This window comes from Stenotrophomonas sp. PFBMAA-4 (assembly GCF_030053215.1).
In the GTDB taxonomy this organism is placed as follows: Bacteria; Pseudomonadota; Gammaproteobacteria; order Xanthomonadales; family Xanthomonadaceae; genus Stenotrophomonas.
The window spans coordinates 52,214-75,778 of the sequence record NZ_JASGBW010000014.1; the positions used below are offsets into that span (position 1 = coordinate 52,214).

Consider the following 23,565-nt stretch of genomic DNA (forward strand, 5'->3'; position numbering starts at 1 on the left):
GCCGGGCGCGGCGCTGCGCATCCTGCTGGTGGTGGCCTCGCTGAGCGGCAACACCCGCGAGCTGGGCCGGCACATCCAGGCGCGCTGCCAGGCGGCCGGGCATGTGGTGCACTGGCAGGAGGCCGATGACCTGCGCGCCGCCGCGCCGCTGGCCGCCGATGAAGCCGACCTGGTGCTGCTGGGCTGCTGGACCGACAACGCCGGGCGGACGCCCTCGGAGATGAAGGCCTGGGTGGCTGGCATCGCCGAGCGCGGCCAGCGCCCACGCCAGCTGGCGGTGTTCGGGACCGGCGAAACGCAGTGGGGGCAGGAGTACTACTGCGGCGCCGTGCACCGGTTGATCCGTTACTTCAACAGCAGCTACCCGCCGCTGGAAATCGAACAGATGCCGCATGGCGAACGCCACGCCGCGGCCATCGATGCCTGGACCGATACGGTCCTGGCCCACTACAGGAGCACCTGCGATGCAGATCATCGACGCCACCACGCCTGAGCAGTTCCAGCAGCTGCTGGCCGAGCACCCGCGGGTGCTGGTGGATTTCCACAAGGACCAGTGCCCGGGGTGCCGGATGCTGGAGATGTCGCTGCACCGCGTGGCCAACAGCGTGGCAGGGCAGGGCACGACGCTGCTGCGCGTGCAGCTGGAGGTGCTGGGCGAAGCGTTCTTTCGCGAACTGGGGCTGCGGCAGACGCCGACGCTGTCGTTGTTCCGCGATGGTGACGAGCGCCAGCGCCTGCCAGGATTCCAGTCGCCGCAGCAGATAGAAGCCGCGATCGCGATGCATCTGTAGAGCCGAGCCCATGCTCGGTTGCCTGTCGCGCGGTGCGTGATGAGGCGCCATCCACGCATGGCGTGGATCTACTGGGGCCACGCTCCCTTTCGTTACGCGCCGGCGAAGGTATCCACCAGCAGCTTCACGTTCAACATGACGATCACCACGGCGATCACCCAGGCGATGCTGCCCAGCCAGCGCGGGGCCACCAGCGCGCCCATCGTGGCCTTGTCGGTCACGAGCCGTACCAGCGGAATGATTGCAAACGGCAGCTGCATCGACAGCACCACCTGGCTCAGCACCAGCAGCTTCACCGCGCCCTGGTCCCCGAACAGCAGGATCACCACCACCACGGGGATGATCGCCAGCGCCCGGGTGATCAACCGGCGCAGCCACGGGGGCAGGCGCAGGTGCAGGAACCCTTCCATCACGATCTGACCGGCCAGGGTGGCGGTCACCGTGGAATTCAGGCCTGAAGCGAGCAGGGCCACCGCGAACAGGGTCGAGGCCAGGCCTACGCCCAGCATCGGTGCCAGCAGCTGATGCGCCTGCTCGATGTCCTCCACGTCGAACCGGCCGTTGGCATGGAAGACGGCAGCCGCCAGGATCAGGATGCTGGCATTGATGAACAGGGCCAGGGTCAGCGCGATGGTGCTGTCAGTCACCGCCCAGCGCAGTGCGCTGCGACGCCCTTCATCGGTGCGTGGATACGCGCGCGTCTGCACGATGGACGAGTGCAGATAGAGGTTGTGGGGCATCACCGTGGCACCAATGATGCCGATGGCGATGTACAGCGCATGCGGATCGGTGACCACCTGCGTGCGCGGGATGAAGCCGCCCAGCACCTCCATCACCGGCGGCGCGGCCAGTGCGATCTGCACCAGGAAGCAGCCGAAGATGATCATCAGCAGGGCGATGACGAAGGCTTCCAGGGCGCGGAAGCCGCGGTTCATCAGCAGCAGCACCAGCAGCGTGTCCAGTGCGGTGATCACCGCGCCCCACAGCAGTGGCAGGTCGAACAGCAGCTTCAGTGCGATGGCGGTGCCGATCACCTCGGCCAGGTCGCAGGCGATGATCGCCGCTTCGCACAGGCCCCACAGCGCGAGGTTTACTGGTTTGGGATAGCGCGCGCGGCAGGCCTGGGCCAGGTCCATGCCGGTGGCGATGCCCAGCCGCGCCGACAAGGCCTGCAGGATCACTGCCATCAGGTTGGAGATGAGGATGACCGACAGCAGCAGGTAGCCGAAGCGCGAGCCGCCGGCCAGGTCGGTGGCCCAGTTGCCCGGGTCCATGTAGCCGACCGAGACCATGTAGCCGGGGCCGATGAAGGCCAGCAGGCGGAACCACCAGTGGCCCTTTTCGGGTACGGCCACCGAGGCGTTGAGCGCGCCGAGACTGGCTGCAGGGGCGGCCGGGGAGTCGGTGGGCGCGACGGTATTCATGGCTGCAATATAGCCACTGCTATATCCATTAGCAATGTGAAACAATCGTCTTTGCTGCGTCACTGGTCCAGAATTCAGGTTCAGATCCGGAATACCTCGGCAGGACAGGCACACGCGTGGGCAAGACAGGCGCTTCGACATCGGCAAAGACCCCCCCCTTGATCGAGGCCGAGCGCCAGGTCGAGAGCTTCCGGCAGGTGCGCGAGGCACACCGGATGGAGCTGGTCGAGGACTACGTGGAGCTGATCTCCGACCTGCTGGCCGATGGCGGCGAGGCGCGCCAGGTCGACATCGCTACCCGCCTGGGTGTGGCGCAGCCGACGGTAGCGAAGATGCTGCGGCGCCTGGCCCGTGATGGCTGGGTGGTGCAGCGGCCGTACCGGGGCGTGTTCCTGACCCCGGAAGGCGAGGCGCTGGCCCATGCCAGCCGCGAGCGGCACCAGACCGTGGAGCGCTTCCTGCTGGCGCTGGGCGTCGACCCGGACACGGCGCGACGCGATGCCGAGGGCATCGAACACCATGTGAGCGAGCAGACCCTGGCGCTGTTTGAAGCGTTCGTGCGCAAGGCCGAGGGCGGGGCGGGCTGAGGTTTTGGCAGAGGCGGTAGTGCCGGCCGCTGGCCGGCACAGTAGATCCACGCCGTGCGTGGATGAATTCATTCGGTATCTGACAGATTTCATCCACGCATGGCGTGGATCTACCTGCCGCGGCGGAACGCGGCCGGGCTGCGGGCGCCGACGATGATCATGCGGATCATCGTGGAAATCTGTTCGACCAGCTCCGGGTCTTTCTCCGGCGGCTGGTCCATCGCGGTGGCGCCCATGGCAAACACCAGGCGGGTGATGGCGGTGGCCACCAGTTCCGGCTTGTAGAGCTTGGCGCCGTCCAGCGCGGCCAGGCGCACCAGGTCGTGCTGCAGCTCTTCTTCGAAATAGTGCAGTTCGCGTTCAACCGCGTGCTTGAAATCATCCGAGCCCACCGCGCCTTCGCGCAGCAGCACGTGCAGCAGCTTGTCGTCTGCGCGCAGCTGCTCCATGAAGGTTTCCACCGATACGCGCACGACGCTGGTCGCACTGGACGTGGCGCGCTGGCGCGCTTCACCGATGATCGTGCGCAGTGAGCGGCCGGCCACGTCGATAAGCGCCACGGCCAGTTCGTCCATGTCGCGGAACTGCCGGTAGAAGCTGTTCGGGGCAATGCCCGCTTCGCGCGCGACTTCGCGCAGGCTCAGCGTGGACAGGCTGCGGTGCGGGCCGATCAGTTTCAGCGCGGCGGCCAACAGATCCTCGCGGCTCACCGTACGGCGGGCCGGGCTGTTGGCATCTTCGGGCGGCGACAGAACTGTGGCGGCGGCCATGGCACTTCCGGAGGGGCAAGGCTGAATCATACCCAATCCGGAGCAATATACACATGTATACACAGGTGTATGTGCGGCCGTATAGTGCGCCCATGAGCGCTGTGATCCGTCCCTCCCTGTTTTCCCCGTACCGCTGGCTGTCGCCGTCGCTGTTCGATTTCTGGGCGGGCCAGCTGAATCCGTTGTGGACCCTGCGCGAGCCCCTGGCCCGCCTGGTCCGGCGCGAGCCGGCCGGCGAGGGCGCCGCCACCCTGGTCCTGCGCTGCAACCGGCACTGGGCCGGCATGCGCGCCGGCCAGCACATCACCCTGGGCGTGGAGCTTGAAGGGCGCGTGTTGCGCCGCAGCTACAGCCCGACCGCGCTGGGTCGCCGTGAGCTGGCCATCACCGTCAAGGCGGTCGAGGGCGGCGCCATCAGCCAGCATCTGGTCCACCACGCCAAGCCGGGCGATCTGTTCCGCCTGGATGCGGCCTTTGGTGACTTCCACATGCCCGCCGCTGCCCCGGTGCTGCTGCTGGCCGCCGGCAGCGGCATCACGCCCATGCGCAGCCTGCTGCGCGAGGCCTGCCGCCGCCCGCTGGCCGCGCCGGTGGACCTGTTCTACTGGGAACGCAACGCCGCCGCGTTCCAGTTCCGTGAGGAACTGCAGGCGCTGGCCGCGGCCACCCCGAACCTGCGCGTGCACCTGCTGACCACCCGCGAAGGCGAGGTGCCGGCCGCGCGCGTCACCACCCATTCGCTGGCCGTGCCCGGCGACGACACCCCGCTGGCCCAGCGCCACGTGCTGGCGTGTGGCCCGGATGGTTTCGTGGCGGCTGCACGGCAACGCCTGGTGCACCAGGTGGCCGGTTTCCAGGCCGAGGCCTTCACCCCGCCGGCACCGCTCGGCGATGCCGACAGTGCCGGCGAGATCGCCCTGACCCTGGCCCGCAGTGGCCGCCAGCTGAAGGTCGCGCGCGGCCGTTCGCTGCTGGAAAGCCTGGAAGCGCAGGGCATCAAGCCCAAGCACGGCTGCCGCATGGGTATCTGCAACAGCTGCACCTGCGACCGCGTCAGTGGCACCACCCGCCACCTGCGCACCGGTGAAATGCAGTCCGAAGCGGCGCAGCCGGTGCGGATCTGCGTGAGCGCACCGACCACCGACCTGACTTTGGATCTCTGAGGACCTGCTGCCATGACCCGCGCTTCCGACCGTGCCCTGAGCCCCGCCGAGATGAACGCCTTCGGTGCCGAGCTCGACGCGATCCGTGACCGTATCCTGGGCAGCCTCGGCGCGTCCGACACCCGCTACATCCGCCGCGTGGCCGCCGCCGTGCGCTGGTCGGGCGTGCTGGGCCGTGGCCTGCTGTTCCTGGGCGCGTTCTCGCCGCTGTTCTGGGCGCCCCTGCTGTGGCCGGCCTGCATCGCCGGCACCCTGCTGCTGGCGCTGGCCAAGATCCTGGAGAACATGGAGCTGGGCCATAACGTGATGCACGGCCAGTACGACTGGACCGGCGACCCCAAGCTCAACGGCAACACCTATGAGTGGGACATCGTTGCCACCGGCGACAACTGGCGCAAGACCCACAATTTCCGCCACCACACCTACACCAACGTGCGTGGCATGGACGATGACATCGGCTACGGCCTGCTGCGCATCTTCCCGGAACAACGCTGGTCGCCGTTCTACCTGCTGCAGCCGATCATCGCGCCGATCTTCGCGCTGCTGTTCCAGTGGGGCGTGGCTGCACAGGACCTGCGCCTGGGCCGCTGGTTCAAGGGCCGCATCAGCAGCCGTGCGATGTGGCTGCAGACCCGCCCGGTGGCACGCAAGATGCTGCGCCAGGTGCTGAAGGACTACGTGTTCTTCCCGCTGCTGGCCGGCCCGTTCTTCCTGCCGGTGATGCTGGGCAACCTGGTCGCCAACGGCATGCGCAACGTCTGGACCTACGTGATCATCTTCTGCGGCCACTTCACCGCCGAATCGGAAACCTTCCCGAAGGAATGCCTGCGCAATGAATCGCGCGGCCACTGGTACCTGCGCCAGCTGCGTGGTTCGTCCAACATCAGCGGTGGCTTCATCATCAACGTGCTGTCGGGCAACCTCAGCCACCAGATCGAACACCACTTCTACCCGGACCTGCCGGCCAACCGCTATGCGGCCATTGCCAAGGAAGTGAAGGACATCTGCCGCCGCTACGGCCAGCACTACAACAACGGCTCGCTGCCGCGCCAGTTCGCCCAGGTGGTCTGGCGCATCCTGCGCCACGCCTTCCCGAGCAAGCCGCGCCGCCTGCCGATGCCGGACATCATGCCGGCACCGGCGCCCGCCAACGCGGGCTGAGGCCTTCAGCTGGCCTTGGCCAGCGCTGCTGCCGGCAGGCCGCCGTCCTTCGGGGCGCGGTCCAGCCGGCGCAGGAACACCTGCATTTCCTTGCGCGCCTGCTGGTCGCCCTTGCTGCCGGCCACGCTGAGCCCGCGCTGCCACGCTTCGCGCGCCGCCTGCGGCTGGCCACTGGCCAGCCAGGCCTTGCCGAGCAGCTTCCACGCCGCCGAATAGTGCGGATCCAGCGCCACGCACCGCGCCAGGTGAGTGGCCGCATGCACCGGCTGTCCGGCATCCAGCCAGCTCTGGCCCAGGCCGAAACGCAGCAGCGCGCTGTCCTTGCCGCTGGCCAGCAGGGTCTCCAGTGCTTCGATGTTCATGGCTTTACCTCGTGCAGGTGCTCAAGCGGCCCGGGGAGGAAGCGGCCGCGGTGGAACAGCAGGGGGGCGCCGCCGGCGTCGTGTGCGCCGATGATGCGTCCAGCCAGCAGCAGGTGGTCACCCACCGGCCACTGCGCATGGCGGCTGCAGTGCAGGTGGGCGACCGCACCGGCGATACGCGGGGGGTCATCGTGTCCGCCATCGAGCAGTGCCACATCCGTGAAGCGATCACGCACGGCCGGATCGGCGAAGCGCCGGGCCAGGGCTTCCTGGTGTGCACCGAGGATGCTGAGCGTGAAGCGCGTGGCACGCTGGAACACCCGCAGGCTCTGTGCGTGCAGCGCCAGGTTCCACAGCACCAGCGGTGGCTGAAGCGATACCGGCACGAACGAGTTGATGGTCAGCCCGTGCGGCGTGCCCCGTGCGTCGCGCGCGGTGACGATGGCCACGCCGGTCGGGTAGTGGCCCAGCAGCCGGCGCAGCGCGCGCGGCGGCAGGTGGACCGATGGGGCCGGCGCCGGGGCAGGGAAGACCCCTGCCCACGGCCCGGCGTAGGCAGCGCCATCGGCGTCCATCAGCCGTGTGCCTGGCGGTAGCGACGGCCGACCTCTGCCCAGTTGATGATGTTGAAGAACGCGCCGATGTAGTCGGGACGGCGGTTCTGGTAGTGCAGGTAGTAGGCGTGTTCCCAGACATCCAGGCCGAGGATGGGGGTGTTGCCGGACAGGCCCGCGGCGGCACCCATCAGCGGGCTGTCCTGGTTTGCGCTGCTCTCGACCTGCAGATGACCTTCGCGATCGCTGGTCAGCCACGCCCAGCCGCTGCCGAAGCGGGTCTGTGCAGCTTTGCTGAAGGCATCCCTGAAGGCCTCGAAACCACCGAGATCGCGCTCGATGGCTGCCGCCAGCCCGGCGTCCGGCATGCCGCCGCTTGGGCTGAGCACGGTCCAGAACAGGCTGTGGTTGGCATGGCCGCCGCCGTTGTTGCGCACCGCGCCGCGCACGGACTCGGGCAGCGCATCCAGGTCGGCAATCAGCGCTTCCACCGGCGTTTCGGCGATGCCGGCCTGTTCCAGTGCGGTGTTGAGGTTGTTGATGTAGGCCTGGTGATGCTTGCCGTGGTGGATCTCCATGGTGCGCGCATCGAAGTGCGGTTCCAGGGCGTCGTAGGCGTAGGGGAGGGCGGGAAGCGAGTACGGCATTGCAACAGTCTCCGTGGGGAAGGCCGGGGGCCTCGGGAGGACTGTTATCGCACCTCAACTTTGGTTGAGGTCAAGGGGGAATGGAAGGCGTGCGCTGTCAGCGCCTTGATTCTTTCCTTGGTGCAGGGGCGGATGGGTCAGCGCAGGACACGCCGTAACCCCCCCTCCGGGGTCCGGCCCAGCCGCTGGCGGCTGTGCGTTCGGGCGCTTGCGAAGCAGTGCTTCGCAGGCAAAGCGCCCTCACCCATGGGGGCTCCATGGCGCCAACGGTCCTGCGCTGACCCATCCGCCCCTGCCGGACAGTTTCATGCGCCGGCGCGGAGGCGGATTCAAAAGCAAAAGCAAAGCAGATTGGTAGTGCCGGCCGCTGGCCGGCAACTCAGCTATCCGTGATTGCCGGCCAGCGGCCGGCACTACCAACCGCTACGCTCGCCGGGCATGGCCCGGCGCTACCATTGATCAGCTCAACCAGCCCTTGCACGCGCTGTCGATCTGCTCGCCACAGGCCTGCTGCATGCGCTGCTGCAACCGCGCCAGTGTGTCCGCACCCTGGTGCTTGCTGCCCCAGGCCTTCAGCTGCACCGCCAGCCGTTCGAAACGCTGCTTCGTGCGCTGGTGGTAGCCCGACGGCTGTGCCTGCAGCTCGGCAATCAACGCGTCGGTGGCCTGCTCGATGCGCGGTGCATCGTCGGGAGCCAGGCGCAGCAGGCCCTCCACGTACAGCACGCCCCACTGCACGCGCGTGGCTGGGCCCTGTGCGCCTTCGTAGGCACGCTTCAACCACTCCAGTGCCCCCGCCGTGTCGCCGCGCTTCTCGGCCAGCTCAGCCAGTTCGGGCATGTAGTAGTAGGGCTGCTCGCTGCGCTTCAACTCGGCCAGCAGCAGGGTCTCGGCGCCGGCGTCGTCGCCGACTTCGCGCAGGGCATGGACCGCGCTGCTGATGGTGGCCTGGCGCGCATGCGCATCCGTGGCCGCAGCATCGGCAGCAGCCACGCGCTGCTTCACGCGCTGCACCAGCGCTGCGGGCAGCGCGCCTTCGGGCTGCTGCTGGCGGACCAGCGACACTTCGGTCAACGCACGCGACAGCGCATCGTCCGCACGATTGCCACGCTCGGCATCGGCGCGGTCCAGCGCCAGCAGCAACTGCTGGCCCAGCGTGTTGCTGCTGGCCGGGCCTGCGCTCGCCTGCTTCACCAGCGCAGCACCCGCATAGCCCAGCAGGTCGCGGTTGCGCCGCACTTCCGTGGGCTGTGCAAGCACCGCCTGCAGCAGCTCGCGCACTTCGGTCGGCGGCGTCGTCGGCTTCTCCGCGGTGGCCAGCGCCAACAGGGCGAAGCGACGCTGCAGGGCGGCATCGGGGGCGGCCTTGGCCAGCTGGCGCAGCACGTCGTCGGCCTTGCGCTGGCCGGCCAGGCGGTTGGCATCCACCTCCCAGCCGTAGTCACCCAGCACCTGCCAGTCCTCGGCGCCGAGCTTGCCCGGCGTGGACAAGGCCGTGGCCAGGGTCTCGGCTACCGCGCTGCGGCGGCTGGCGGCCACGGTGAGCGTACGGGTCAGCTCGGCCGCGTCGTTGCCGCCGGCCACGCGGGTGATCTCGTTTCGCTGCGGGTCCAGCACGATCAGGGTCGGGTAGCCGCGCACGCCGAAGCGCTCGCCCCAGGCCTGCGCACCTTCCTCGTCACCGTCCAGGTAGACCGGCACGAATTTGCCGGTCAGGGCGATGAAGGCGGGATCCTTGAACAGGCCGGCCTTCAGCTGGTTGCAGGGCGGGCACCACACCGCGCCCCAGTACAGCAGGACCGGCTTGCCGGTTTCGGCGGCCTCGTTGAACGCATCGTCGACATCGCCCTGGCGCCAGGCAATGGCCGTGGCCGGTGCGGCCTCGGCGGCCTTCGCGCTCGCTACCGGTGCCTGCGCAGGGGAACAGGCGCTCAGCGCGGTGGCCAGCAGCAACAAGGGAAGGGCAGCGCGCATCGGCAGCATCTCGAAGGAACGGAAGTGAAGCGCCATTGTAGGAACGCCGCCCGCCATCACTGATGCAGTTTGCTTATGTCCGGCTTGCTGCGTGGTATATGCCGCCGCTCAATGCGACGGGTGTACCTCCGCCGCGAGCAGCTCGGCCAGCCAGGTCATGAATGCCTCGACCCGCCGCGGCAGGTGGCGGCGTTGCGCATAGACCAGATTCACCGGCATCGGTTCGGCCAGGTAGTCGGGCAGTACTTCCACCAGGCGACCGTCACGCAGCGCCTCGCGTGCACCCATTTCCGGCACCTGGATGATGCCGAGGCCGGCCAGCGCGGCGGCGCTGTAGCCGTCGGCGCTGTTGACCGTGAGCGCGCCGCGCATCGGCCAGGTCTGGTAGCGCTGGCCATCGAAATACTCGAAGCCGGGCGAACGCTGGCCCAGCGTGCCCACGTAATGCACCAGCCGATGCTGGTCGAGGTCGGCCAGTTCGCGCGGCGTACCGTGGGCGGCCAGGTAGCCCGGGCTGGCCACGTTGAGGATGCGCATCTGCCCCAGGGGGCGCGCGATCAGGCTGCTGTCGTCCAGCGTGCCGACCCGCAGCACGCAGTCGAAGCCCTCGCGCACCACGTCCACGCGGCGGTCGGTGGCGCTCAGTTCGACCTCCAGCCCCGGGTGCAGGGCCAGGAAGGCCGGCAGCTGCGGGATGACCAGGTTGCGGGCCATGCCGCCGGGCATGTCCACCCGCAGGCGGCCGCTGAGCTCGCTGGTTTCGCGCCGGAACAGGCTCTGCAGTTCGTCCATGTCGTCGAGCAGGTCGTGCGCGCGCTGCTGCAGCTGGGCACCGTCGGCGGTGAGATGCACGCGGCGGGTGGTCCGGTGCAGCAGCTGCGTGCCCAGTTCGGCTTCGAGCCGGGCGATGGCCTGGGAGACGCTGGCCTTGGGCAGGCCCAGGCTGTCAGCGGCGCGGGTGAACGAACCCAGTTCGGTGACGCGCAGGAAGACGCGCAGGGTGTCGAGGCGGTCCATGGATTGTTCGCCCGGCTTGAACAGTAAAATCAGGATCGCGCGATTTATGCGCGCAGGCAATCCCAATAGTCTGGCCACACTTCCTCCCAGACAGGTGCCCGCCATGACTTCTCCTTCCCGCGTCGTCCTCATCACCGGTGGCAGCCGCGGCCTTGGCCGCAATGCGGCACTGGCCCTGGCGGCCGACGGTGCCGATATCGTGATCACCTATCGCTCGCAGGCCGATGCCGCTGCGCAGGTCGTGCAGCAGGTGCAGGCGCTGGGCCGCCGTGCGTTGGCGCTGCCGCTGGACATGGCCGACAGCTCGGTGTTCCCGGCCTTCGCCGCGCAGCTGCGTGACGCGTTGCAGGCGTGGGGTGTCACCGCACTGCAGGGCCTGCTCAACAATGCCGGTGAAGCGCTGTACGCACCGATCGCCGATACCACTGAAGCGCAGTTCGACCACGCCGTGGCCGTGCACCTGAAGGGGCCGTACTTCCTGACCCAGGCACTGCTGCCTCTGATCGCCGATGGCGGTCGCATCCTCAACGTTTCCAGCGGCCTGGCCCGCTTCTCGCTGCCGGGCAGCTCGGCCTACGCGATGATGAAGGGCGGTATCGAAGTGTTCACCCGTTACCTGGCCAAGGAGCTGGGTGCGCGCGGCATCAGCGCCAATACGCTGGCGCCGGGCGCGATCGAAACCGATTTCGGTGGCGGCCACGTGCGTGACAACGCGCAGGTGAACGCCATGGTCTCGTCGATCACGGCGCTGGGTCGCCCCGGCCAGCCCGACGACATCGGTCCGGTGGTGGTGGCGCTGCTGTCGCCGTCCACGGCCTGGGTCAACGGCCAGCGCGTGGAAGCCTCCGGCGGCATGTTCGTCTGACCGCTCGCGGGCGGCGTGTCATGGGGCGGCGAGGCTCAGCGGCTGGTAGACCAGTCCGTTGAACTCGCCGGCCTCGCCGTCGATCACGAAGCCGTAGCGCTGGTAGGTCGGCACCGCATTCAACGAGGCGCGCACGTTCATCGCCGGTGCGCGCAGCAGCGGCAGGACGGCGCGGAACAGGGCATGGCCGATGCCCTGGCCCTGGCAGGCAGGATCGACGAACAGCATCGCCAGGTGGCGGCCTTCCTTCAGTTCGACCACGCCGACCAGCCTGCCGTCCTGCTCGGCCACCAGGATGTGGTTGTCACCCTGCAGCCGCTCGGCGAATGCGCCGGTGGCAGCCACCTGCATGAAGGTCTGCACGCCCTGTGCGCTGAGCGACGGGGCGACGGCAGCTTCGAAGGCGGCGATGCAGATCGCGCTGATCGCGGGCAGATCGTCGGGGCGGGCCGGGCGGATGGCGTGCATGCAGTGTTCTTTCCATGATGACGTGCGGGCGCATTGCACACGATAAGCTCGCCGCATGAACCACTTCAATGCGGCCCATGCCCGGGTATTCCCACAGCGCGGCCTGAGCCTGGGGCTGATGACGCCGGTCGCCGCGAACGGCCTTGCCGACGTTGCGGAAGCGCAACGCATCGCACGCCTGGCCGACGATCTCGGCTTTGCTGCGCTGTGGACCCGCGATGTGCCGCTGATGGTGCCGCAGGGGCCTGATGCCACCACAAGTGCGCTGGATGATCCGTTCCTCTGGCTTGCGCTGCTGGCCGGTGCCACCACGCGCATTGCGTTGGGCAGCGCGGCCATCGTGTTGCCGCTGCGGCATCCACTGCACGTGGCCAAGGCGGCATTGAGCCTGGACCGGATCAGCGGCGGGCGCTTCGTGCTCGGCCTGGGTTCGGGTGATCGGCCGGAGGAGTTCGCGGCGTTCGGCGAAGACCTGGAGGGCAGGGCGGCCACGTTCCGCGAGCGCTGGGCAGTGCTGCGTGCGGCGTTGTCGCCGGACGACGGCGCGCGTGCGCGCGTGCGCGACGTGAGCGGTGGATTCGACGTGCTGCCAGCGCCCCACGCGCGCATCCCGATGCTGGTGGTCGGCACGGCGCGGCAGAGCCTGCAGTGGATCGCTCGCGAAGCGGAGGGCTGGGCCACCTACCACCGCGAAGAAGCAGCGCAGGAAGGGCGCATCGGGCTGTGGCAGCAGGCGCTGGCGCAGGGCGGTGGTGCAGCCAAGCCGTTCGTGCAGTCGATGCTGCTGGACCTGCAGGCCGATCCGCGCGCCCCGGCAGAAGCGCTGCCGCTGGGCCTGAAGGTCGGCCGCGATGGCCTGCGGGCTTATCTGCAGCGCGTGCATGCCCAGGGCGTGGGCCATGTGATGTTCAACCTGGCCGGCAATGGGCGGCCGGTGGACGAGGTGCTGCGCGAGATCGCAGCGGTAGGTGTCGACGTTGGCGGACACGCTGTCTGATTGCGCATTCGCCGGGCATGGCCCGGTGCTACCGGTAAACGCGTGCATCTGCGTATCATTCGCGTTTGATCCTGCTGCCGGAGCTGCGTGTGACCCGACGTAATCCCATGCATCCGACCGGGCGTGTGTTCGCCGTGGTCGCCTTCATCGAAGCGCTCACCTGGGCCGGGCTGCTGGCCGGCATGTGGCTCAAGTACGGGCCCTATGAGAACGTCGCTCTGGTCAAGGTGTTCGGTCCGCTGCATGGCGCGGCCTTCCTGGTCTACGTGGCGGTGACGCTGTTTGCCGCCGTCCGCCTGCGCTGGCCGTGGTGGGCCAGTGCGCTGGCGCTGCTGGCGGCCATTCCGCCGCTGGTCACCCTGCCGCTGGAATGGTGGTTCCGCCGCCGCGGCCTGCTGGAACTGCGCACCCTGCGCTGAGACGCTGCGTTACCCATGCGTTCAAGCGAATGGCTATCAAATGCAAATACGAGCCGTTATCATTTAAGGACGCCATCACCCCTGCCGGGGCGGCGCCTTCTTTAGAAACGGCTGGTGTTCCATGCATGCACGTCCCGTCGTCGCCGGTCTGCCGGCCCTGGTCCTTGCCGCCCTGATCGGGACCATGGCGATGATGTCGTTCGTGGCGGTGATCGGTCCGGTGGTGCGCCTGCTCGGCCTGTCCGAATGGCACGCCGGCCTGTCGGTCACCGCCGCTGGCGTGCTGTGGATGCTGGCCGCCCGTCCCTGGGGACGGCTGAGTGACCGCATCGGCCGCAAGCGCGTGCTGCTGCTGGCCATGGCTGCCTACACGGTGATCTACATCGGCCTGGCGGTGTTCATCGACGTCGCCCTGCAGGTGGTTCCGCCCGTGCTGGTCTCGGTACTGGTGCTGGTCGGCGCGCGTGGCTTGATCGGGTTGTTCTATGCGGCTGTCCCGCCCACGGCGGCGGCGTTGATCGCCGACCAGGCCCCCACCGGCCAGCGTGCGCAGTTCATGGCGCGGCTGGGCAGCGCCAATGCGCTGGGCATGGTGCTGGGCCCGGCTGCTGCGGGTTGGCTGGCCTACCGCAACCTTTCCCTGGCGCTGTACGTGGCGGCGCTGCTGCCGCTGTTGTCGCTGGCGCTGATCGCCTGGCGGCTGCCGGCCACGCCGCCGGTGGCCGCTGCACAGGCGCGTGCGCGCGCACCGATGTCGCGGCTCGATGCACGCCTGCGCCTGCCGCAGCTGGCGGCCTTCCTGGCAATGGTCTCGGTGACCATCGCGCAGGTCACCGTGGGGTTCTTCGCCATTGATCGTTTCGTGCTGGATGCCGCTGCGGGCGCGCGCATGGCCGGCATCGCACTCACCGCCGTCGGCGTGGGCCTGATCCTGGCGCAGGTGCTGGTAATGAAGCTGGAGGTGCATCCGCGCCGCTGGATCATCATCGGCGCCCTGATCGCCGGGCTGGGTTTTGCCGCAGTGGCGGCGGTGCAGCAGCCCTGGCAGCTGCCGGCCACCTACGCAGTGGCGGCGTTCGGCATGGGGTTCGTTTTCCCGTCCTTCCAGGCACTGGCCGCCGATGCGGTGGAGCCGCACGAACAGGGCGCGGCCGCCGGCACCGTCGCTGCCGCGCAGGGGCTGGGCATGGTGGCCGGCCCGATGCTGGGCACGGTGTTGTACCGCGCAGGCGCCAGCCTGCCGTATCTGCTGGTGGGCGTGCTGCTGTTGCTGCTGTGCGGCCTGGCCATGGCCCATCGCGCGAAGGAGACCGCATGAACGATTCGCTGATGCAGGGCGCGTGGCCGGACGCTGCGCCGACACCTGCCCACCACACCGACGAAGCTGCGCTGTTCCTGCTGCAGCACGCCGACCAGCAGATCCACGCACGCGGCTGCCGCGCAAGCTTGCCGACCGGCGCGCTGGCCAGCCTGGCCGAGCGCGTGCAGGCCTTCTTTGCCCAGCAGCGGGGTGGTCCGGGGCTGTTGGTGGGCGCCGTGCCGTTCGAGCCGCGTGCGGACGATGCGCTGTACCAGCCCGAACGCATGTTGCCGGGGCTGCACATGGCGCCTCTGCACGCGCCCGCCCTGCGCGGGGCATTGACCGCCGAGCCGACCGCGCAGGCCTACGCCGCTGCCGTGGCGACGGCCGTGGAGGCGATGCGCGCACCGTCGGCCACGCTGCGCAAAGTGGTGCTGGCGCGCAGCCTGGTGGCGCACACCGAGCAGCCACTGGCGCCGGACACGCTGCTGGCGCGCCTGGGTGCCGATCCCTCGGTGGCAACCTATGCCGTGCCGCTGCCGGTCGAACCCGGGCAGGCGCCGGCGTGGCTGGTCGGCGCGACACCGGAACTGCTGCTGCGCAAGCGCGGCGCCCAGGTGCTGTCGCATCCCCTGGCCGGCTCTGCCCGCCGCAGCAGCGATCCGGCCGAGGACCAGCGCGTGGCCCAGGCGTTGCTGGCTTCGCGCAAGGACCACGATGAACACCGCCACGTGGTCGAGGCCATCGTCGACGGCCTGGCCCCCTGGTGCCGTCGTGTCGAGGCACAGGCGCAGCCGGTGCTGCACGCTACCGCCAGCATGTGGCACCTGGGCACGCGCATCCATGCAACGCTGAAGGATGCATCGACGCCCGCCGCCACGCTGCTGGCCGAACTGCACCCGACGCCTGCGGTCTGTGGAACCCCGCGACAGGCCGCGCTGCAGCGCATCCGCGAACTGGAGCCGGTGCCACGCGGCTTCTACGCCGGCGCTGTCGGCTGGCTGGACGCGCAGGGTGACGGCGACTGGTACGTGGCCATCCGCTGCGCACGCCTGCAGGGCACGCAGCTGCGGCTGTTCGCCGGTGCCGGCATCGTCGCCGACTCGCAGCCGCAGGCTGAAGCAGCCGAGACCGGCGCGAAATTCACTGCCTTGTTGAACGCCCTGGGTGTGCACGACCCGGCGGCCCTGATCGAGCCCCAGCCATGAATCCCATTGAATCCGCTCGGCTGCCGCTGCAGCAGGCCTGGCCCGAAGCGCGCGTTGCACGCTATCGCGCTGCCGGCCACTGGCGCGGCGAGACCTTCCCGGCCTTCCTGCGCGAGCGGGCAGAGCAGTACGCCGATGACATCGCGGTGGTGGCCGGTGACGTACGCCTGAGCTACGCACAGCTGTGGCACGAAGCCGGGCGCATCGGCGCCGGCCTGCTGGGGCAGGGCCTGCAGCCGGGTGACCGGGTGCTGGTGCAGCTGGGCAACACCGCCGGTTTCATCACCACCGTATGTGGGCTGTTCCGTGCCGGACTGGTGCCGGTGTACGTACTGCCGGCCCACCGTCTCACCGAACTGGTCCACTTCGCCCGCAAGGCCGAAGCCAGCGCCTACATCACCACCGATGTGCACGAGGGCTTCGACCATCGTGGCCTGGCGCGCGCGCTGCAGGCGGAAGTGCCCGCCGTGGCGCGCGTGGTGATCGATGGCGAGGCGGACGGGTTCATCGCACTGGACGCGCTGCAGGGTGACCGCAGCCAGCTGCCGTCCGACCCGGACCCGCAATCGGTGGCGTTCCTGCAGATTTCCGGTGGCAGCACCGGGCTGTCCAAGCTGATCCCGCGCACCCACGACGACTACATCTACTCGTTCCGTGCCAGCAACGCGATCTGCGGCATCGACCGCGACAGCGTCTACCTGGTGGCACTGCCGGCGGCGCACAATTTCCCGATGAGCTCGCCGGGGTTCTTCGGCGCGCTGTACGCCGGCGCCCGCGTGGTGCTCAGCCCCGGCCCGGGCCCGGATGCGGCGTTTCCGCTGATCGCCCGCGAGCGCGTGACCTGCTGTGGCCTGGTGCCGCCGCTGGCGCTGCTGTGGGCGCAGGCGGCGGCCACCAGCGCGCACGATCTGTCCAGCCTGCAGGTGCTGCAGGTGGGCGGGGCCAAGCTGGTGCCGGAGGCGGCGCGAAGGGTGATCGATGGCCTGGGCTGCACCCTGCAGCAGGTGTTCGGCATGGCCGAGGGCCTGGTCAACTACACGCGGCTGGATGACCCTGAAGAACTGATCGTGGCCTGCCAGGGCCGTCCGATCAGCCCGGATGACGAGGTGCGCGTGGTCGATGACCACGACCAGCCCGTGGCCGAGGGCGAGGTGGGGCATCTGCTCACCCGCGGCCCGTACACCATCGGCGCGTACCACAACGATGAAGTGGCCAACGCACGGGCCTTCACCGACGATGGCTTCTATCGCACCGGTGACCGCGTGCAGCAGCTGCCGGGCGGCTACCTGGTGGTGCAGGGCCGGGCGGGTGACCACATCAACCGTGCCGGCGAGAAGATCTCCGCTGAGGAGATCGAGGACCACCTGCTGGCCCATCCCGCCGTATTCGACGCGGCGGTGGTGTCCATCCCCGATGACTACCTGGGCGAGCGCAGCTGCGCCTTCGTCATCCAGCAGGGCGAGCCGATCAAGGGCCCCGCGCTGAAGGCGTGGATGCGTGGCCGCGGCCTGGCGGCATTCAAGGTGCCCGACCAGGTGGTGTTCGTGGACAGTTTCGATACCACGGCGGTCGGCAAGATCAGCCGCCGTGAACTGCGCGCGCAGCTGCGCGCGCGTCATCTGCAACAGACAGGAGGAACGCGCTGATGGCGCTGCCCCGCATTACCCCGTACGCCTTGCCGACCGCCGCCGAACTGCCGGCACCACGCGGCCCGTGGCGCCCGCAGCGTGATCGCATCGCGCTGCTGGTGCATGACATGCAACGCTACTTCCTAGCCGCGTTCGACGCCGGTGCCGAGCCGCTGCAGCCGGCGGTGGCCAACATCGCGCGCCTGCTGGCGCACTGCCGCGCACACGGAATTCCGGTGTTCTACACCGCCCAGCATGGCGACCAGGACCGGCGCGACCGCGGCCTGCAGGCGGACCTGTGGGGCCCGGGCATGCGCCGCAGCGACGAGCATGAGCCGATCATCGATGCGCTGGCCCCGCAGGCTGGCGAACACGTGCTGGTCAAGCACCGTTACAGCGCGTTCCAGCGCAGCAACCTGGAAACCCTGATGCGCGTGCGTGGCCGCGACCAGCTGCTGGTCACCGGTGTGTATGCGCATATCGGCTGTACGGCCACGGTGGCCGAAGCGTTCCAGCGCGACATCGAAGCCTTCATCGCCGCTGATGCGGTGGCCGACTTCTCGCGCGCCGACCATGACCAGGCCCTGCACTGGATCGCACGCACCAGTGGCGTGCCGATGACCACCGAACAGCTGCTGGAGGTGCTGTGATGACCACGACGAACGACGTGCTGGACCTGGAACGCATGCGGGCCGACGTGGCACGCGTGCTCGACTGTGCGCCGGCCGACATCGGCGACGACGACAACCTGATGGACCTGGACCTGGATTCGATGCGCATGCTTGGCCTGGTCCTGGCCTGGGGCAACACCGGGCTGCCGCTGGAGTTCTCGCAGCTGGCCGAGCACAGCACGCTGCGCCAGTGGTGGGCGGTGGTGCAGACGCTGCAGGCGGCGCAGCAGGCATGAACGCCGCGGGGCTGGCGACGCCGGTAGCGCTGACCGAGGCGCAGTCGGGCCTGTGGTTTGCCCAGCGCCTGGCACCGGACAATCCTTCGTTCAATACGGCCCATGCCGTGTGGATCGAGGGTGCGCTGGACGTGGCCGCCTTCGTGGCCGCCGCCAACCAGGCCGCCGCCGAAGCACAGGCCCTGGCGCTGCGCTTTGCCGAGGGCGAGGACGGGCAGCCCCTGCAGTGGCACGACGCGGCCCACGTACCGCTGCTGGCACTGCACGATCTGTCCGCGGACGCCGATCCCGCCGCCTCGGCGCGGGCGGCGATGCAGGCCGACCGGCTGGCGCCGGTGGATCCCACCCGCGACCGCATCAGCCAGCAGGTGCTGTTTGATCTGGGGGGACAGCGTTGGGTCTGGTACCTGCGCGTGCACCACCTGGCTGCCGATGGCTATGGCATGGCGTTGTTCAGTGATCGCGTGTGTGCGCTGCACGCAGGCCGCGGCGGTGAACCGTTGCCGCCGCTGGCGGGCGTACTGGCCGATGATGCCGCCTACCGCAGTGATGTACGTCGCGAGCAGGCGGGCCAGTGGTGGCGCGAGCAGTTGCGGGGCGCACCGGCCGCTGCGGGCCTGGCCGGGACGGCGGCGGCGGGCAGCGATGCGCTGCGCTGGGTGCAGCCACTCGATGCTGCGTTCCGCGACCTGCTGCTGCAGACGTCGGTGCGCTGGCTGCAACCGTGGCCGGACGTACTGGCCGCGCTGTCGGCCGAGTACCTGCGGCGGATGAGTGCCGCCGAGGAAGTCGTGCTGGGCGTGCCCTACATGGGGCGGCTGGGCAATGCTTCGGCGCGGGTGCCGGCCATGGTGATGAACGTGCTGCCGCTGCGGGTGGCGGCGGGCGAGGGCAGCGTCGAGGCATTCGCGCGCGGTATCGGCCGGCAGCTGAGCCAGGGGCGCAGGCAGGGTCGCTACCGGGGCGAGCAGATGCGCCGCGATCTCGGCCTGGTGGGCGTGCAGCAGCGCCTGCACGGCCCACTGGTGAACGTGCAGCCGTTCTACAGGCCTCTGGCGCTGCCCGGCGTTGAGGCCACGCTGGAGGTGCTGTGCACCGGCCCGGTCGATGACCTGACCCTGGGCTTCCGTGGCGACGGACAGGCACTGCTGGATCTGGAGATCGAAGCCAATCCCGCGCTCTACAGCCTGGATGACGTGCAGGCGCACGCCGTGCGGCTGCAGCATTTCGTGTCAGCGGCACTGCAGGCGAACGACATCCGCGAGGTGCCGCTGGCGACGCCGGACGAGGCGCGGCGCGCCGTACACGGCTTCAATGCCACCGACCACGCGTTGCCGGCGACCACCCTGGTGCAGCTGCTGCTGCAGGGCATGGATCGCGATCCGCAGGCAACGGCCCTGGTGTTCGGCGATACCACGATGGACCACGCCACGCTGGAAGCACGCAGCTTCGCATTGGCCGCGCAGCTGCACGCGATGGGCATACGCCCTGGCGACATTGTCGCGGTAGCGCTGCCGCGCTCGCTTGAGCTGGCCGTCGCGTTGCTGGGCGTACTTCGCGCCGGTGCCGCCTACCTGCCGCTGGACCTTGCCCATCCGGATGAACGGCTGGCGCGCATCCTCGCATCGGCGCGGCCGGCCTGCGTGCTGGCCGAGGCCGACGTGCAGGCGCGGCTGGGCGATGTCACGCTGCTGCCGCCCTCGCAGTGGACCGCGCTGAGCTTCGCCGCGCCGTGGGCCGATCCGGCGCCGCGCGATGCGGCCTATGTCATCTACACCTCGGGTTCGACCGGTGAACCCAAGGGCGTAGTGATCGAACACCAGGCCATCGTCAACCGCCTGCTGTGGATGCGCGAGCACTACGGGTTCACCGCGGATGATCGCGTGCTGCAGAAGACCCCGGCCACCTTCGACGTGTCGGTGTGGGAATTCTTCCTGCCGCTGCTGTGCGGTGCCACCCTGGTGCTGGCCGGGCCGGACGCGCATCGTGACCCGAGCGAGCTGGCGCGGCTGATCCGCAGCCACGACATCACCACCGCGCACTTCGTGCCGTCGATGCTCGATGCCTTCCTCGCGGCACCGGCTTCAGAGGGCCTGCGCCTGCGCCGCGTGTTCACCAGCGGTGAGGCCTTGGACGCCACGCTGCGCGACCGCTTCCACGGCAGGGTGCAAGCGGAACTGCACAATCTGTACGGGCCGACCGAGGCGGCGGTGGATGTGAGCTGGTGGCCGGCCAGTGCCGGCGATCGCTCGCGGCCGGTGCCGATCGGCTTCCCGGTATGGAACACGCGCCTGTACGTGCTGGATGCACGCATGCAGCCGCTGCCGGTCGGCGTGGCCGGTGATCTGTACCTGGGCGGTGTGCAGCTGGCGCGCGGCTATCTGGGCCGCGATGACCTGACCAACGAGCGCTTTCTGGCCGATCCGTTCCTGCCCGGGCAGCGCATCTATCGCACCGGTGACGTCGCGCGCTGGCGCGGCGATGGCGCGGTGGAGTACCTGGGCCGCAGCGATCACCAGGTGAAGCTGCGCGGCCTGCGCATCGAGCTGGGCGAGATCGAGGCTGCGCTGCGCGAGCTGCCGGGCATGGACCGGGTGGAAGTGCTGCTGCGGCAGGATGCACCGGGCGACGCGCGGCTGGTTGCGTACGTGCCCTCTGCATCTGCCGACGCAGCGGTGCTGCGCAGCCATCTGGCCACGCGCGTGCCGGACTACATGCTGCCTTCTGCATTCGTCGGCGTGGATCATTGGCCGGTGACGGCTAACGGCAAGCTGGACCGTGGCGCATTGCCGAAGCCGCCGGACGAGCACGTCGGCGGACTGGCACCACGCACGCCAATGGAGCATGAACTGTCAGCGCTGTTTGCACAGGCGCTCGGTCGCACGACGCCCGTTGCGGTGGATGCGGACTTCTTCAGCTTGGGCGGCGATTCGCTCTCGGCGGTGCATCTGCTGCTGGCCATTGAACGGCGCTGGCGCTGCGACCTTGGCCTGGGCGCGCTGTTCGCGCAGCCGACGGTGGCCGCATTGGCCGCGCGCATCGCCGAGCCACCCGCGTCGGCCGACCACGCGCTGGGGCCGGTGATCGCACTGGCGACGGCGGAAAGTGCATTGCCGCCGCTGTTCGTGGTGCATCCCGCCGGGGGCATCGCCTGGAACTACCGGACGTTGGCGCTTGCGCTGCAGCCGGCGCGCACGGTCCATGGCCTGCAGTCGCCGGCCTTGGACCCACGGCAGGCCATGCCGTCGAGCATCGAGGTGATGGCCAATGACTACGTGCAGCGCATCGCCACCCTGCAGCCGCAGGGGCCGGTACACCTGCTGGGCTGGTCGGTGGGTGGCATCCTCGCCCAGGCCATGGCGGTGCGCCTGCTCGAGATCGGCCGCGAAGTGGGTGAGCTGGTGCTGCTCGATGCGTATCCGAGTGAATGCTGGCGGGCGGAGCCGGAGCCCGATGCCATCGCCGCGCTGCGTGCACTGCTGGCCATCGCCGGCCATGACCCCGACGCACATCCGGAACTGGACAGCCGCGAGCGCATCCTGGCCTTCCTGCGCCGTGGTGGCAGCGTGCTGGGCAGCCTGCCGGATGTGGTACTTGATGGCGTGGTGCGTGCGGTGACCGGCACCAATCGCTTGATCCGCGAGCATCAGCATCGGCCCTTCGACGGCACGCTGGTGCATGTGCGGGCAGGGCGCGACCACCAGGCACGGCCGCAGCTGCAGTCGGCGTTGTGGATGGCCCATGCACGCAGGGTGCAGGCACTGGAGGTGCCGTTCCTGCACGCCGAACTGACCGGCCGCGATGCGGTGGCACAACTGGCGCCGTGGTTGTCGACACGGCTGCGGCAGTGGGATGAACAACAGGAGATCGCAACATGCAGCTGAGCGGCTTTGAAGGACGCGTGGCGCTGGTGACCGGCGCGGCCGGTGGCATCGGCGCGGCCTTGGTACGGCTGCTGGCCGATGCGGGGTGCACGGTGGTGGCGACGGACTACCAGCGTCCAGCGGTGCAGGACGCGCGGGTACGGGCATTCGCGCTGGACGTGACCGACAGCGCGGCGGTGGATGCGTTGGTGGCGCAGGTGGAGGCGGGCGTGGGCCCAATCGCGCTCGCCGCCAGCGTGGCCGGCGTGTTGCATGTGGGCGAAGTGGCCACGACCGGCGATGAGGACTGGCGGCGCGTATTCGCGGTCAATGCCGATGGCGTGTTCCATGTCGGCCGCGCGCTGGCGCGGGTGATGTCACCGCGGCGCCAGGGGGCGATCGTCACCGTCAGTTCGAATGCGGCCGGCGTGCCGCGCCATGGCATGGCCGCCTACGCGGCATCGAAAGCCGCAGCGAACATGTTCACCCGCTGCCTGGGGCTGGAGCTGGCGCCGCTGGGCATCCGCTGCAACATCGTTGCCCCGGGTTCCACGTTGACCCCGATGCAGACCGGCATGTGGGACGACGCGCAGGGCGCCGAGCGCGTGATTGCGGGCAACCTGGACACCTACAAGGCTGGCATCCCGCTGCGCAAGCTGGCCACCCCGGAGGATATCGCCCATTCGGTGATGTTCCTGCTGTCCGAACAGGCCGGTCACGTGGCGATGAGTGACCTGTACGTGGATGGCGGCGCCACCCTGCGCGGTTGAGCGCCTGTAGAGCCGGCCGCTGGCCGGCAGTCGCGATCTGGTAGTGCCGGCCGCTGGCCGGCAACCGCGATCTGGTAGTGCCGGCCGCTGGCCGGCAACCTCGATCAGTTCCAGACAATTCCGAACCTCCGTCACGGCAGACCCCGACGTTCATCCCTCAACTGCCTGGCCCATGATGTGCCATGAGCAGCCATCGCCTCCGCCTCGGCCGCCGCTCGATCACTGGCCAGGCCTACGTTCTGACAACGACCACCCATCAGCGCCGCCGCCTCTTTGAAAGCGCGGCGGCGGCAGCCTGCGTCATCGAGCAGTTCCGATACATTGAAGAGAAGGGGCTGGTGCGGTCGTTCGCCTGGGTCGTCATGCCGGATCACGTGCACTGGATGTTCCAGCTGCAGGCGTCGGAGCTTGCTGACATCGCCCGCCGGCTGAAGTCATCCAGTGCGCTGGCGCTGAATCGACTGGCCGACCGGCGCAGTACGATATGGCAGTCAGGGTATTTCGATCACGCGGTGAGAGCCGAGGAGTCGCTGGTGAAGCAGGCGCTGTATATCCTGGGGAACCCGATCCGGGCCGGTCTCGCCAGGCAGATCGGCGAGTATCCGCACGCGTGGTCGATGTGGACGTAATGCCGGCCAGCGGCCGGCACTACCACGGCGCTAACTGTTGCATCGCGGGGCGGGAGGTAGC

24 protein-coding genes are annotated in these 23,565 nt (G+C 69.1%); 16 read left to right on the top strand and 8 right to left on the bottom strand.

The window, feature by feature from the left end:
* Nucleotides 1-13: 13 nt before the first annotated feature.
* Nucleotides 14-493 (top strand): flavodoxin, encoded by a 480-nt coding sequence (locus QMZ26_RS10705; RefSeq protein ID WP_237772098.1) that lies wholly within the window; start codon nucleotides 14-16, stop codon nucleotides 491-493.
* Nucleotides 465-791 (top strand): thioredoxin family protein, encoded by a 327-nt coding sequence (locus QMZ26_RS10710; protein ID WP_079222139.1) that lies wholly within the window; start codon nucleotides 465-467, stop codon nucleotides 789-791. The genes QMZ26_RS10705 and QMZ26_RS10710 overlap by 29 nt, the downstream gene beginning before the upstream one ends.
* Nucleotides 792-883: 92 nt before the next feature.
* On the opposite strand, the gene QMZ26_RS10715 is transcribed toward QMZ26_RS10710, so the two are convergent.
* Complete coding sequence (locus QMZ26_RS10715) at nucleotides 884-2,215, bottom strand: Nramp family divalent metal transporter (protein ID WP_283221435.1); 1,332 nt, start codon at nucleotides 2,213-2,215, stop codon at nucleotides 884-886.
* Nucleotides 2,216-2,331: 116 nt separating this feature from the next.
* Between QMZ26_RS10715 and mntR the strand changes: the two genes are divergently transcribed.
* On the top strand, nucleotides 2,332-2,802 hold the full coding sequence (gene mntR, locus QMZ26_RS10720) for a manganese-binding transcriptional regulator MntR (protein ID WP_283221436.1): 471 nt from the start codon (nucleotides 2,332-2,334) through the stop codon (nucleotides 2,800-2,802).
* A 110-nt stretch (nucleotides 2,803-2,912) separates the two neighbouring features.
* Here the strand turns inward: mntR and fabR are convergent, their stop codons facing one another.
* Nucleotides 2,913-3,572: an HTH-type transcriptional repressor FabR gene (fabR, locus tag QMZ26_RS10725; protein ID WP_079222136.1), complete on the bottom strand. Its 660-nt coding sequence runs from the start codon at nucleotides 3,570-3,572 to the stop codon at nucleotides 2,913-2,915.
* Nucleotides 3,573-3,664: 92 nt separating this feature from the next.
* Here fabR and QMZ26_RS10730 point away from each other — a divergent pair, with 92 nt between their 5' ends.
* Both QMZ26_RS10730 and QMZ26_RS10735 read left to right on the top strand, forming a co-directional pair.
* On the top strand, nucleotides 3,665-4,735 hold the full coding sequence (locus QMZ26_RS10730; protein ID WP_234458271.1) for a ferredoxin reductase: 1,071 nt from the start codon (nucleotides 3,665-3,667) through the stop codon (nucleotides 4,733-4,735).
* Nucleotides 4,736-4,747: 12 nt separating this feature from the next.
* A complete protein-coding gene (locus tag QMZ26_RS10735; RefSeq protein WP_079222134.1) occupies nucleotides 4,748-5,896 on the top strand; it encodes an acyl-CoA desaturase in 1,149 nt (382 codons plus the stop codon).
* 5 nt (nucleotides 5,897-5,901) lie between these two features.
* On the opposite strand, the gene QMZ26_RS10740 is transcribed toward QMZ26_RS10735, so the two are convergent.
* The 5 genes from QMZ26_RS10740 to QMZ26_RS10760 form a co-directional block, all read right to left on the bottom strand.
* On the bottom strand, nucleotides 5,902-6,258 hold the full coding sequence (locus QMZ26_RS10740) for a tetratricopeptide repeat protein (RefSeq protein WP_200732036.1): 357 nt from the start codon (nucleotides 6,256-6,258) through the stop codon (nucleotides 5,902-5,904).
* Nucleotides 6,255-6,833, bottom strand: a complete 579-nt coding sequence (locus QMZ26_RS10745) for a flavin reductase family protein (protein WP_283221437.1) — start codon at nucleotides 6,831-6,833, stop codon at nucleotides 6,255-6,257. The genes QMZ26_RS10740 and QMZ26_RS10745 overlap by 4 nt, the downstream gene beginning before the upstream one ends.
* Complete coding sequence (locus tag QMZ26_RS10750; protein ID WP_283221438.1) at nucleotides 6,833-7,459, bottom strand: superoxide dismutase; 627 nt, start codon at nucleotides 7,457-7,459, stop codon at nucleotides 6,833-6,835. The genes QMZ26_RS10745 and QMZ26_RS10750 overlap by 1 nt, the downstream gene beginning before the upstream one ends.
* A gap of 459 nt (nucleotides 7,460-7,918) precedes the next feature.
* On the bottom strand, nucleotides 7,919-9,442 hold the full coding sequence (locus tag QMZ26_RS10755; RefSeq protein WP_283221468.1) for a thioredoxin family protein: 1,524 nt from the start codon (nucleotides 9,440-9,442) through the stop codon (nucleotides 7,919-7,921).
* 99 nt (nucleotides 9,443-9,541) lie between these two features.
* A complete protein-coding gene (locus QMZ26_RS10760) occupies nucleotides 9,542-10,516 on the bottom strand; it encodes a LysR family transcriptional regulator (protein WP_283221469.1) in 975 nt (324 codons plus the stop codon).
* Between the two features lie 37 nt (nucleotides 10,517-10,553).
* Here QMZ26_RS10760 and QMZ26_RS10765 point away from each other — a divergent pair, with 37 nt between their 5' ends.
* The gene (locus tag QMZ26_RS10765; protein WP_283221439.1) at nucleotides 10,554-11,315 is read left to right on the top strand and encodes an SDR family oxidoreductase; all 762 of its coding nucleotides are present in this window, start codon (nucleotides 10,554-10,556) and stop codon (nucleotides 11,313-11,315) included.
* 18 nt (nucleotides 11,316-11,333) lie between these two features.
* Here QMZ26_RS10765 and QMZ26_RS10770 read toward each other — a convergent pair whose 3' ends face one another.
* A complete protein-coding gene (locus QMZ26_RS10770) occupies nucleotides 11,334-11,783 on the bottom strand; it encodes a GNAT family N-acetyltransferase (protein WP_283221440.1) in 450 nt (149 codons plus the stop codon).
* 55 nt (nucleotides 11,784-11,838) lie between these two features.
* On the opposite strand from QMZ26_RS10770, the gene QMZ26_RS10775 reads away from it, so the two are divergent.
* The 10 genes from QMZ26_RS10775 to QMZ26_RS10820 all read left to right on the top strand — a co-directional run bounded on the left by QMZ26_RS10775 (nucleotide 11,839) and on the right by QMZ26_RS10820 (nucleotide 23,504).
* Nucleotides 11,839-12,780, top strand: a complete 942-nt coding sequence (locus QMZ26_RS10775) for a TIGR03571 family LLM class oxidoreductase (protein WP_283221441.1) — start codon at nucleotides 11,839-11,841, stop codon at nucleotides 12,778-12,780.
* Nucleotides 12,781-12,887: 107 nt separating this feature from the next.
* Nucleotides 12,888-13,199 carry a DUF3817 domain-containing protein gene (locus tag QMZ26_RS10780; RefSeq protein ID WP_283221442.1) on the top strand — a complete coding sequence of 104 codons (312 nt, stop codon included), beginning with the start codon at nucleotides 12,888-12,890 and terminating at the stop codon, nucleotides 13,197-13,199.
* Nucleotides 13,200-13,320: 121 nt separating this feature from the next.
* Nucleotides 13,321-14,517 (top strand): MFS transporter, encoded by a 1,197-nt coding sequence (locus QMZ26_RS10785; protein WP_200732042.1) that lies wholly within the window; start codon nucleotides 13,321-13,323, stop codon nucleotides 14,515-14,517.
* On the top strand, nucleotides 14,514-15,707 hold the full coding sequence (locus QMZ26_RS10790) for an isochorismate synthase (RefSeq protein WP_283221443.1): 1,194 nt from the start codon (nucleotides 14,514-14,516) through the stop codon (nucleotides 15,705-15,707). The genes QMZ26_RS10785 and QMZ26_RS10790 overlap by 4 nt, the downstream gene beginning before the upstream one ends.
* The gene (locus QMZ26_RS10795) at nucleotides 15,704-17,353 is read left to right on the top strand and encodes an AMP-binding protein (RefSeq protein WP_200732044.1); all 1,650 of its coding nucleotides are present in this window, start codon (nucleotides 15,704-15,706) and stop codon (nucleotides 17,351-17,353) included. The genes QMZ26_RS10790 and QMZ26_RS10795 overlap by 4 nt, the downstream gene beginning before the upstream one ends.
* Nucleotides 17,353-17,985, top strand: a complete 633-nt coding sequence (locus QMZ26_RS10800; protein ID WP_200732045.1) for an isochorismatase family protein — start codon at nucleotides 17,353-17,355, stop codon at nucleotides 17,983-17,985. The genes QMZ26_RS10795 and QMZ26_RS10800 overlap by 1 nt, the downstream gene beginning before the upstream one ends.
* Nucleotides 17,985-18,242 (top strand): phosphopantetheine-binding protein, encoded by a 258-nt coding sequence (locus tag QMZ26_RS10805; protein WP_283221444.1) that lies wholly within the window; start codon nucleotides 17,985-17,987, stop codon nucleotides 18,240-18,242. Before QMZ26_RS10800 ends, QMZ26_RS10805 begins: the two co-directional genes overlap by 1 nt.
* Entirely contained in the window at nucleotides 18,239-22,126 is a 3,888-nt protein-coding gene (locus tag QMZ26_RS10810; RefSeq protein WP_283221445.1) for an amino acid adenylation domain-containing protein, read from the top strand. The genes QMZ26_RS10805 and QMZ26_RS10810 overlap by 4 nt, the downstream gene beginning before the upstream one ends.
* Nucleotides 22,117-22,875 carry a 2,3-dihydro-2,3-dihydroxybenzoate dehydrogenase gene (locus QMZ26_RS10815; RefSeq protein WP_283221446.1) on the top strand — a complete coding sequence of 253 codons (759 nt, stop codon included), beginning with the start codon at nucleotides 22,117-22,119 and terminating at the stop codon, nucleotides 22,873-22,875. The genes QMZ26_RS10810 and QMZ26_RS10815 overlap by 10 nt, the downstream gene beginning before the upstream one ends.
* A gap of 182 nt (nucleotides 22,876-23,057) precedes the next feature.
* The gene (locus QMZ26_RS10820) at nucleotides 23,058-23,504 is read left to right on the top strand and encodes a transposase (protein WP_200732049.1); all 447 of its coding nucleotides are present in this window, start codon (nucleotides 23,058-23,060) and stop codon (nucleotides 23,502-23,504) included.
* Nucleotides 23,505-23,565: the final 61 nt, after the last annotated feature.

Bases quoted from the DNA above. Each gene is read 5' to 3' on its own strand.
- QMZ26_RS10750 (WP_283221438.1), bottom strand. From the start codon at position 7,459: ATGCCGTACTCGCTTCCCGCCCTCCCCTACGCCTACGACGCCCTGGAA.
- QMZ26_RS10805 (WP_283221444.1), top strand. From the start codon at position 17,985: ATGACCACGACGAACGACGTGCTGGACCTGGAACGCATGCGGGCCGAC.
- QMZ26_RS10815 (WP_283221446.1), top strand. From the start codon at position 22,117: ATGCAGCTGAGCGGCTTTGAAGGACGCGTGGCGCTGGTGACCGGCGCG.
- QMZ26_RS10775 (WP_283221441.1), top strand. From the start codon at position 11,839: ATGAACCACTTCAATGCGGCCCATGCCCGGGTATTCCCACAGCGCGGC.
- QMZ26_RS10795 (WP_200732044.1), top strand. From the start codon at position 15,704: ATGAATCCCATTGAATCCGCTCGGCTGCCGCTGCAGCAGGCCTGGCCC.
- QMZ26_RS10800 (WP_200732045.1), top strand. From the start codon at position 17,353: ATGGCGCTGCCCCGCATTACCCCGTACGCCTTGCCGACCGCCGCCGAA.
- QMZ26_RS10710 (WP_079222139.1), top strand. From the start codon at position 465: ATGCAGATCATCGACGCCACCACGCCTGAGCAGTTCCAGCAGCTGCTG.
- QMZ26_RS10755 (WP_283221468.1), bottom strand. From the start codon at position 9,442: ATGCTGCCGATGCGCGCTGCCCTTCCCTTGTTGCTGCTGGCCACCGCG.
- QMZ26_RS10790 (WP_283221443.1), top strand. From the start codon at position 14,514: ATGAACGATTCGCTGATGCAGGGCGCGTGGCCGGACGCTGCGCCGACA.
- QMZ26_RS10745 (WP_283221437.1), bottom strand. From the start codon at position 6,833: ATGGACGCCGATGGCGCTGCCTACGCCGGGCCGTGGGCAGGGGTCTTC.
- QMZ26_RS10780 (WP_283221442.1), top strand. From the start codon at position 12,888: ATGCATCCGACCGGGCGTGTGTTCGCCGTGGTCGCCTTCATCGAAGCG.
- QMZ26_RS10765 (WP_283221439.1), top strand. From the start codon at position 10,554: ATGACTTCTCCTTCCCGCGTCGTCCTCATCACCGGTGGCAGCCGCGGC.
- QMZ26_RS10820 (WP_200732049.1), top strand. From the start codon at position 23,058: ATGAGCAGCCATCGCCTCCGCCTCGGCCGCCGCTCGATCACTGGCCAG.
- QMZ26_RS10770 (WP_283221440.1), bottom strand. From the start codon at position 11,783: ATGCACGCCATCCGCCCGGCCCGCCCCGACGATCTGCCCGCGATCAGC.
- QMZ26_RS10730 (WP_234458271.1), top strand. From the start codon at position 3,665: ATGAGCGCTGTGATCCGTCCCTCCCTGTTTTCCCCGTACCGCTGGCTG.
- QMZ26_RS10735 (WP_079222134.1), top strand. From the start codon at position 4,748: ATGACCCGCGCTTCCGACCGTGCCCTGAGCCCCGCCGAGATGAACGCC.
- QMZ26_RS10810 (WP_283221445.1), top strand. From the start codon at position 18,239: ATGAACGCCGCGGGGCTGGCGACGCCGGTAGCGCTGACCGAGGCGCAG.
- fabR (WP_079222136.1), bottom strand. From the start codon at position 3,572: ATGGCCGCCGCCACAGTTCTGTCGCCGCCCGAAGATGCCAACAGCCCG.
- QMZ26_RS10785 (WP_200732042.1), top strand. From the start codon at position 13,321: ATGCATGCACGTCCCGTCGTCGCCGGTCTGCCGGCCCTGGTCCTTGCC.
- QMZ26_RS10740 (WP_200732036.1), bottom strand. From the start codon at position 6,258: ATGAACATCGAAGCACTGGAGACCCTGCTGGCCAGCGGCAAGGACAGC.
- QMZ26_RS10715 (WP_283221435.1), bottom strand. From the start codon at position 2,215: ATGAATACCGTCGCGCCCACCGACTCCCCGGCCGCCCCTGCAGCCAGT.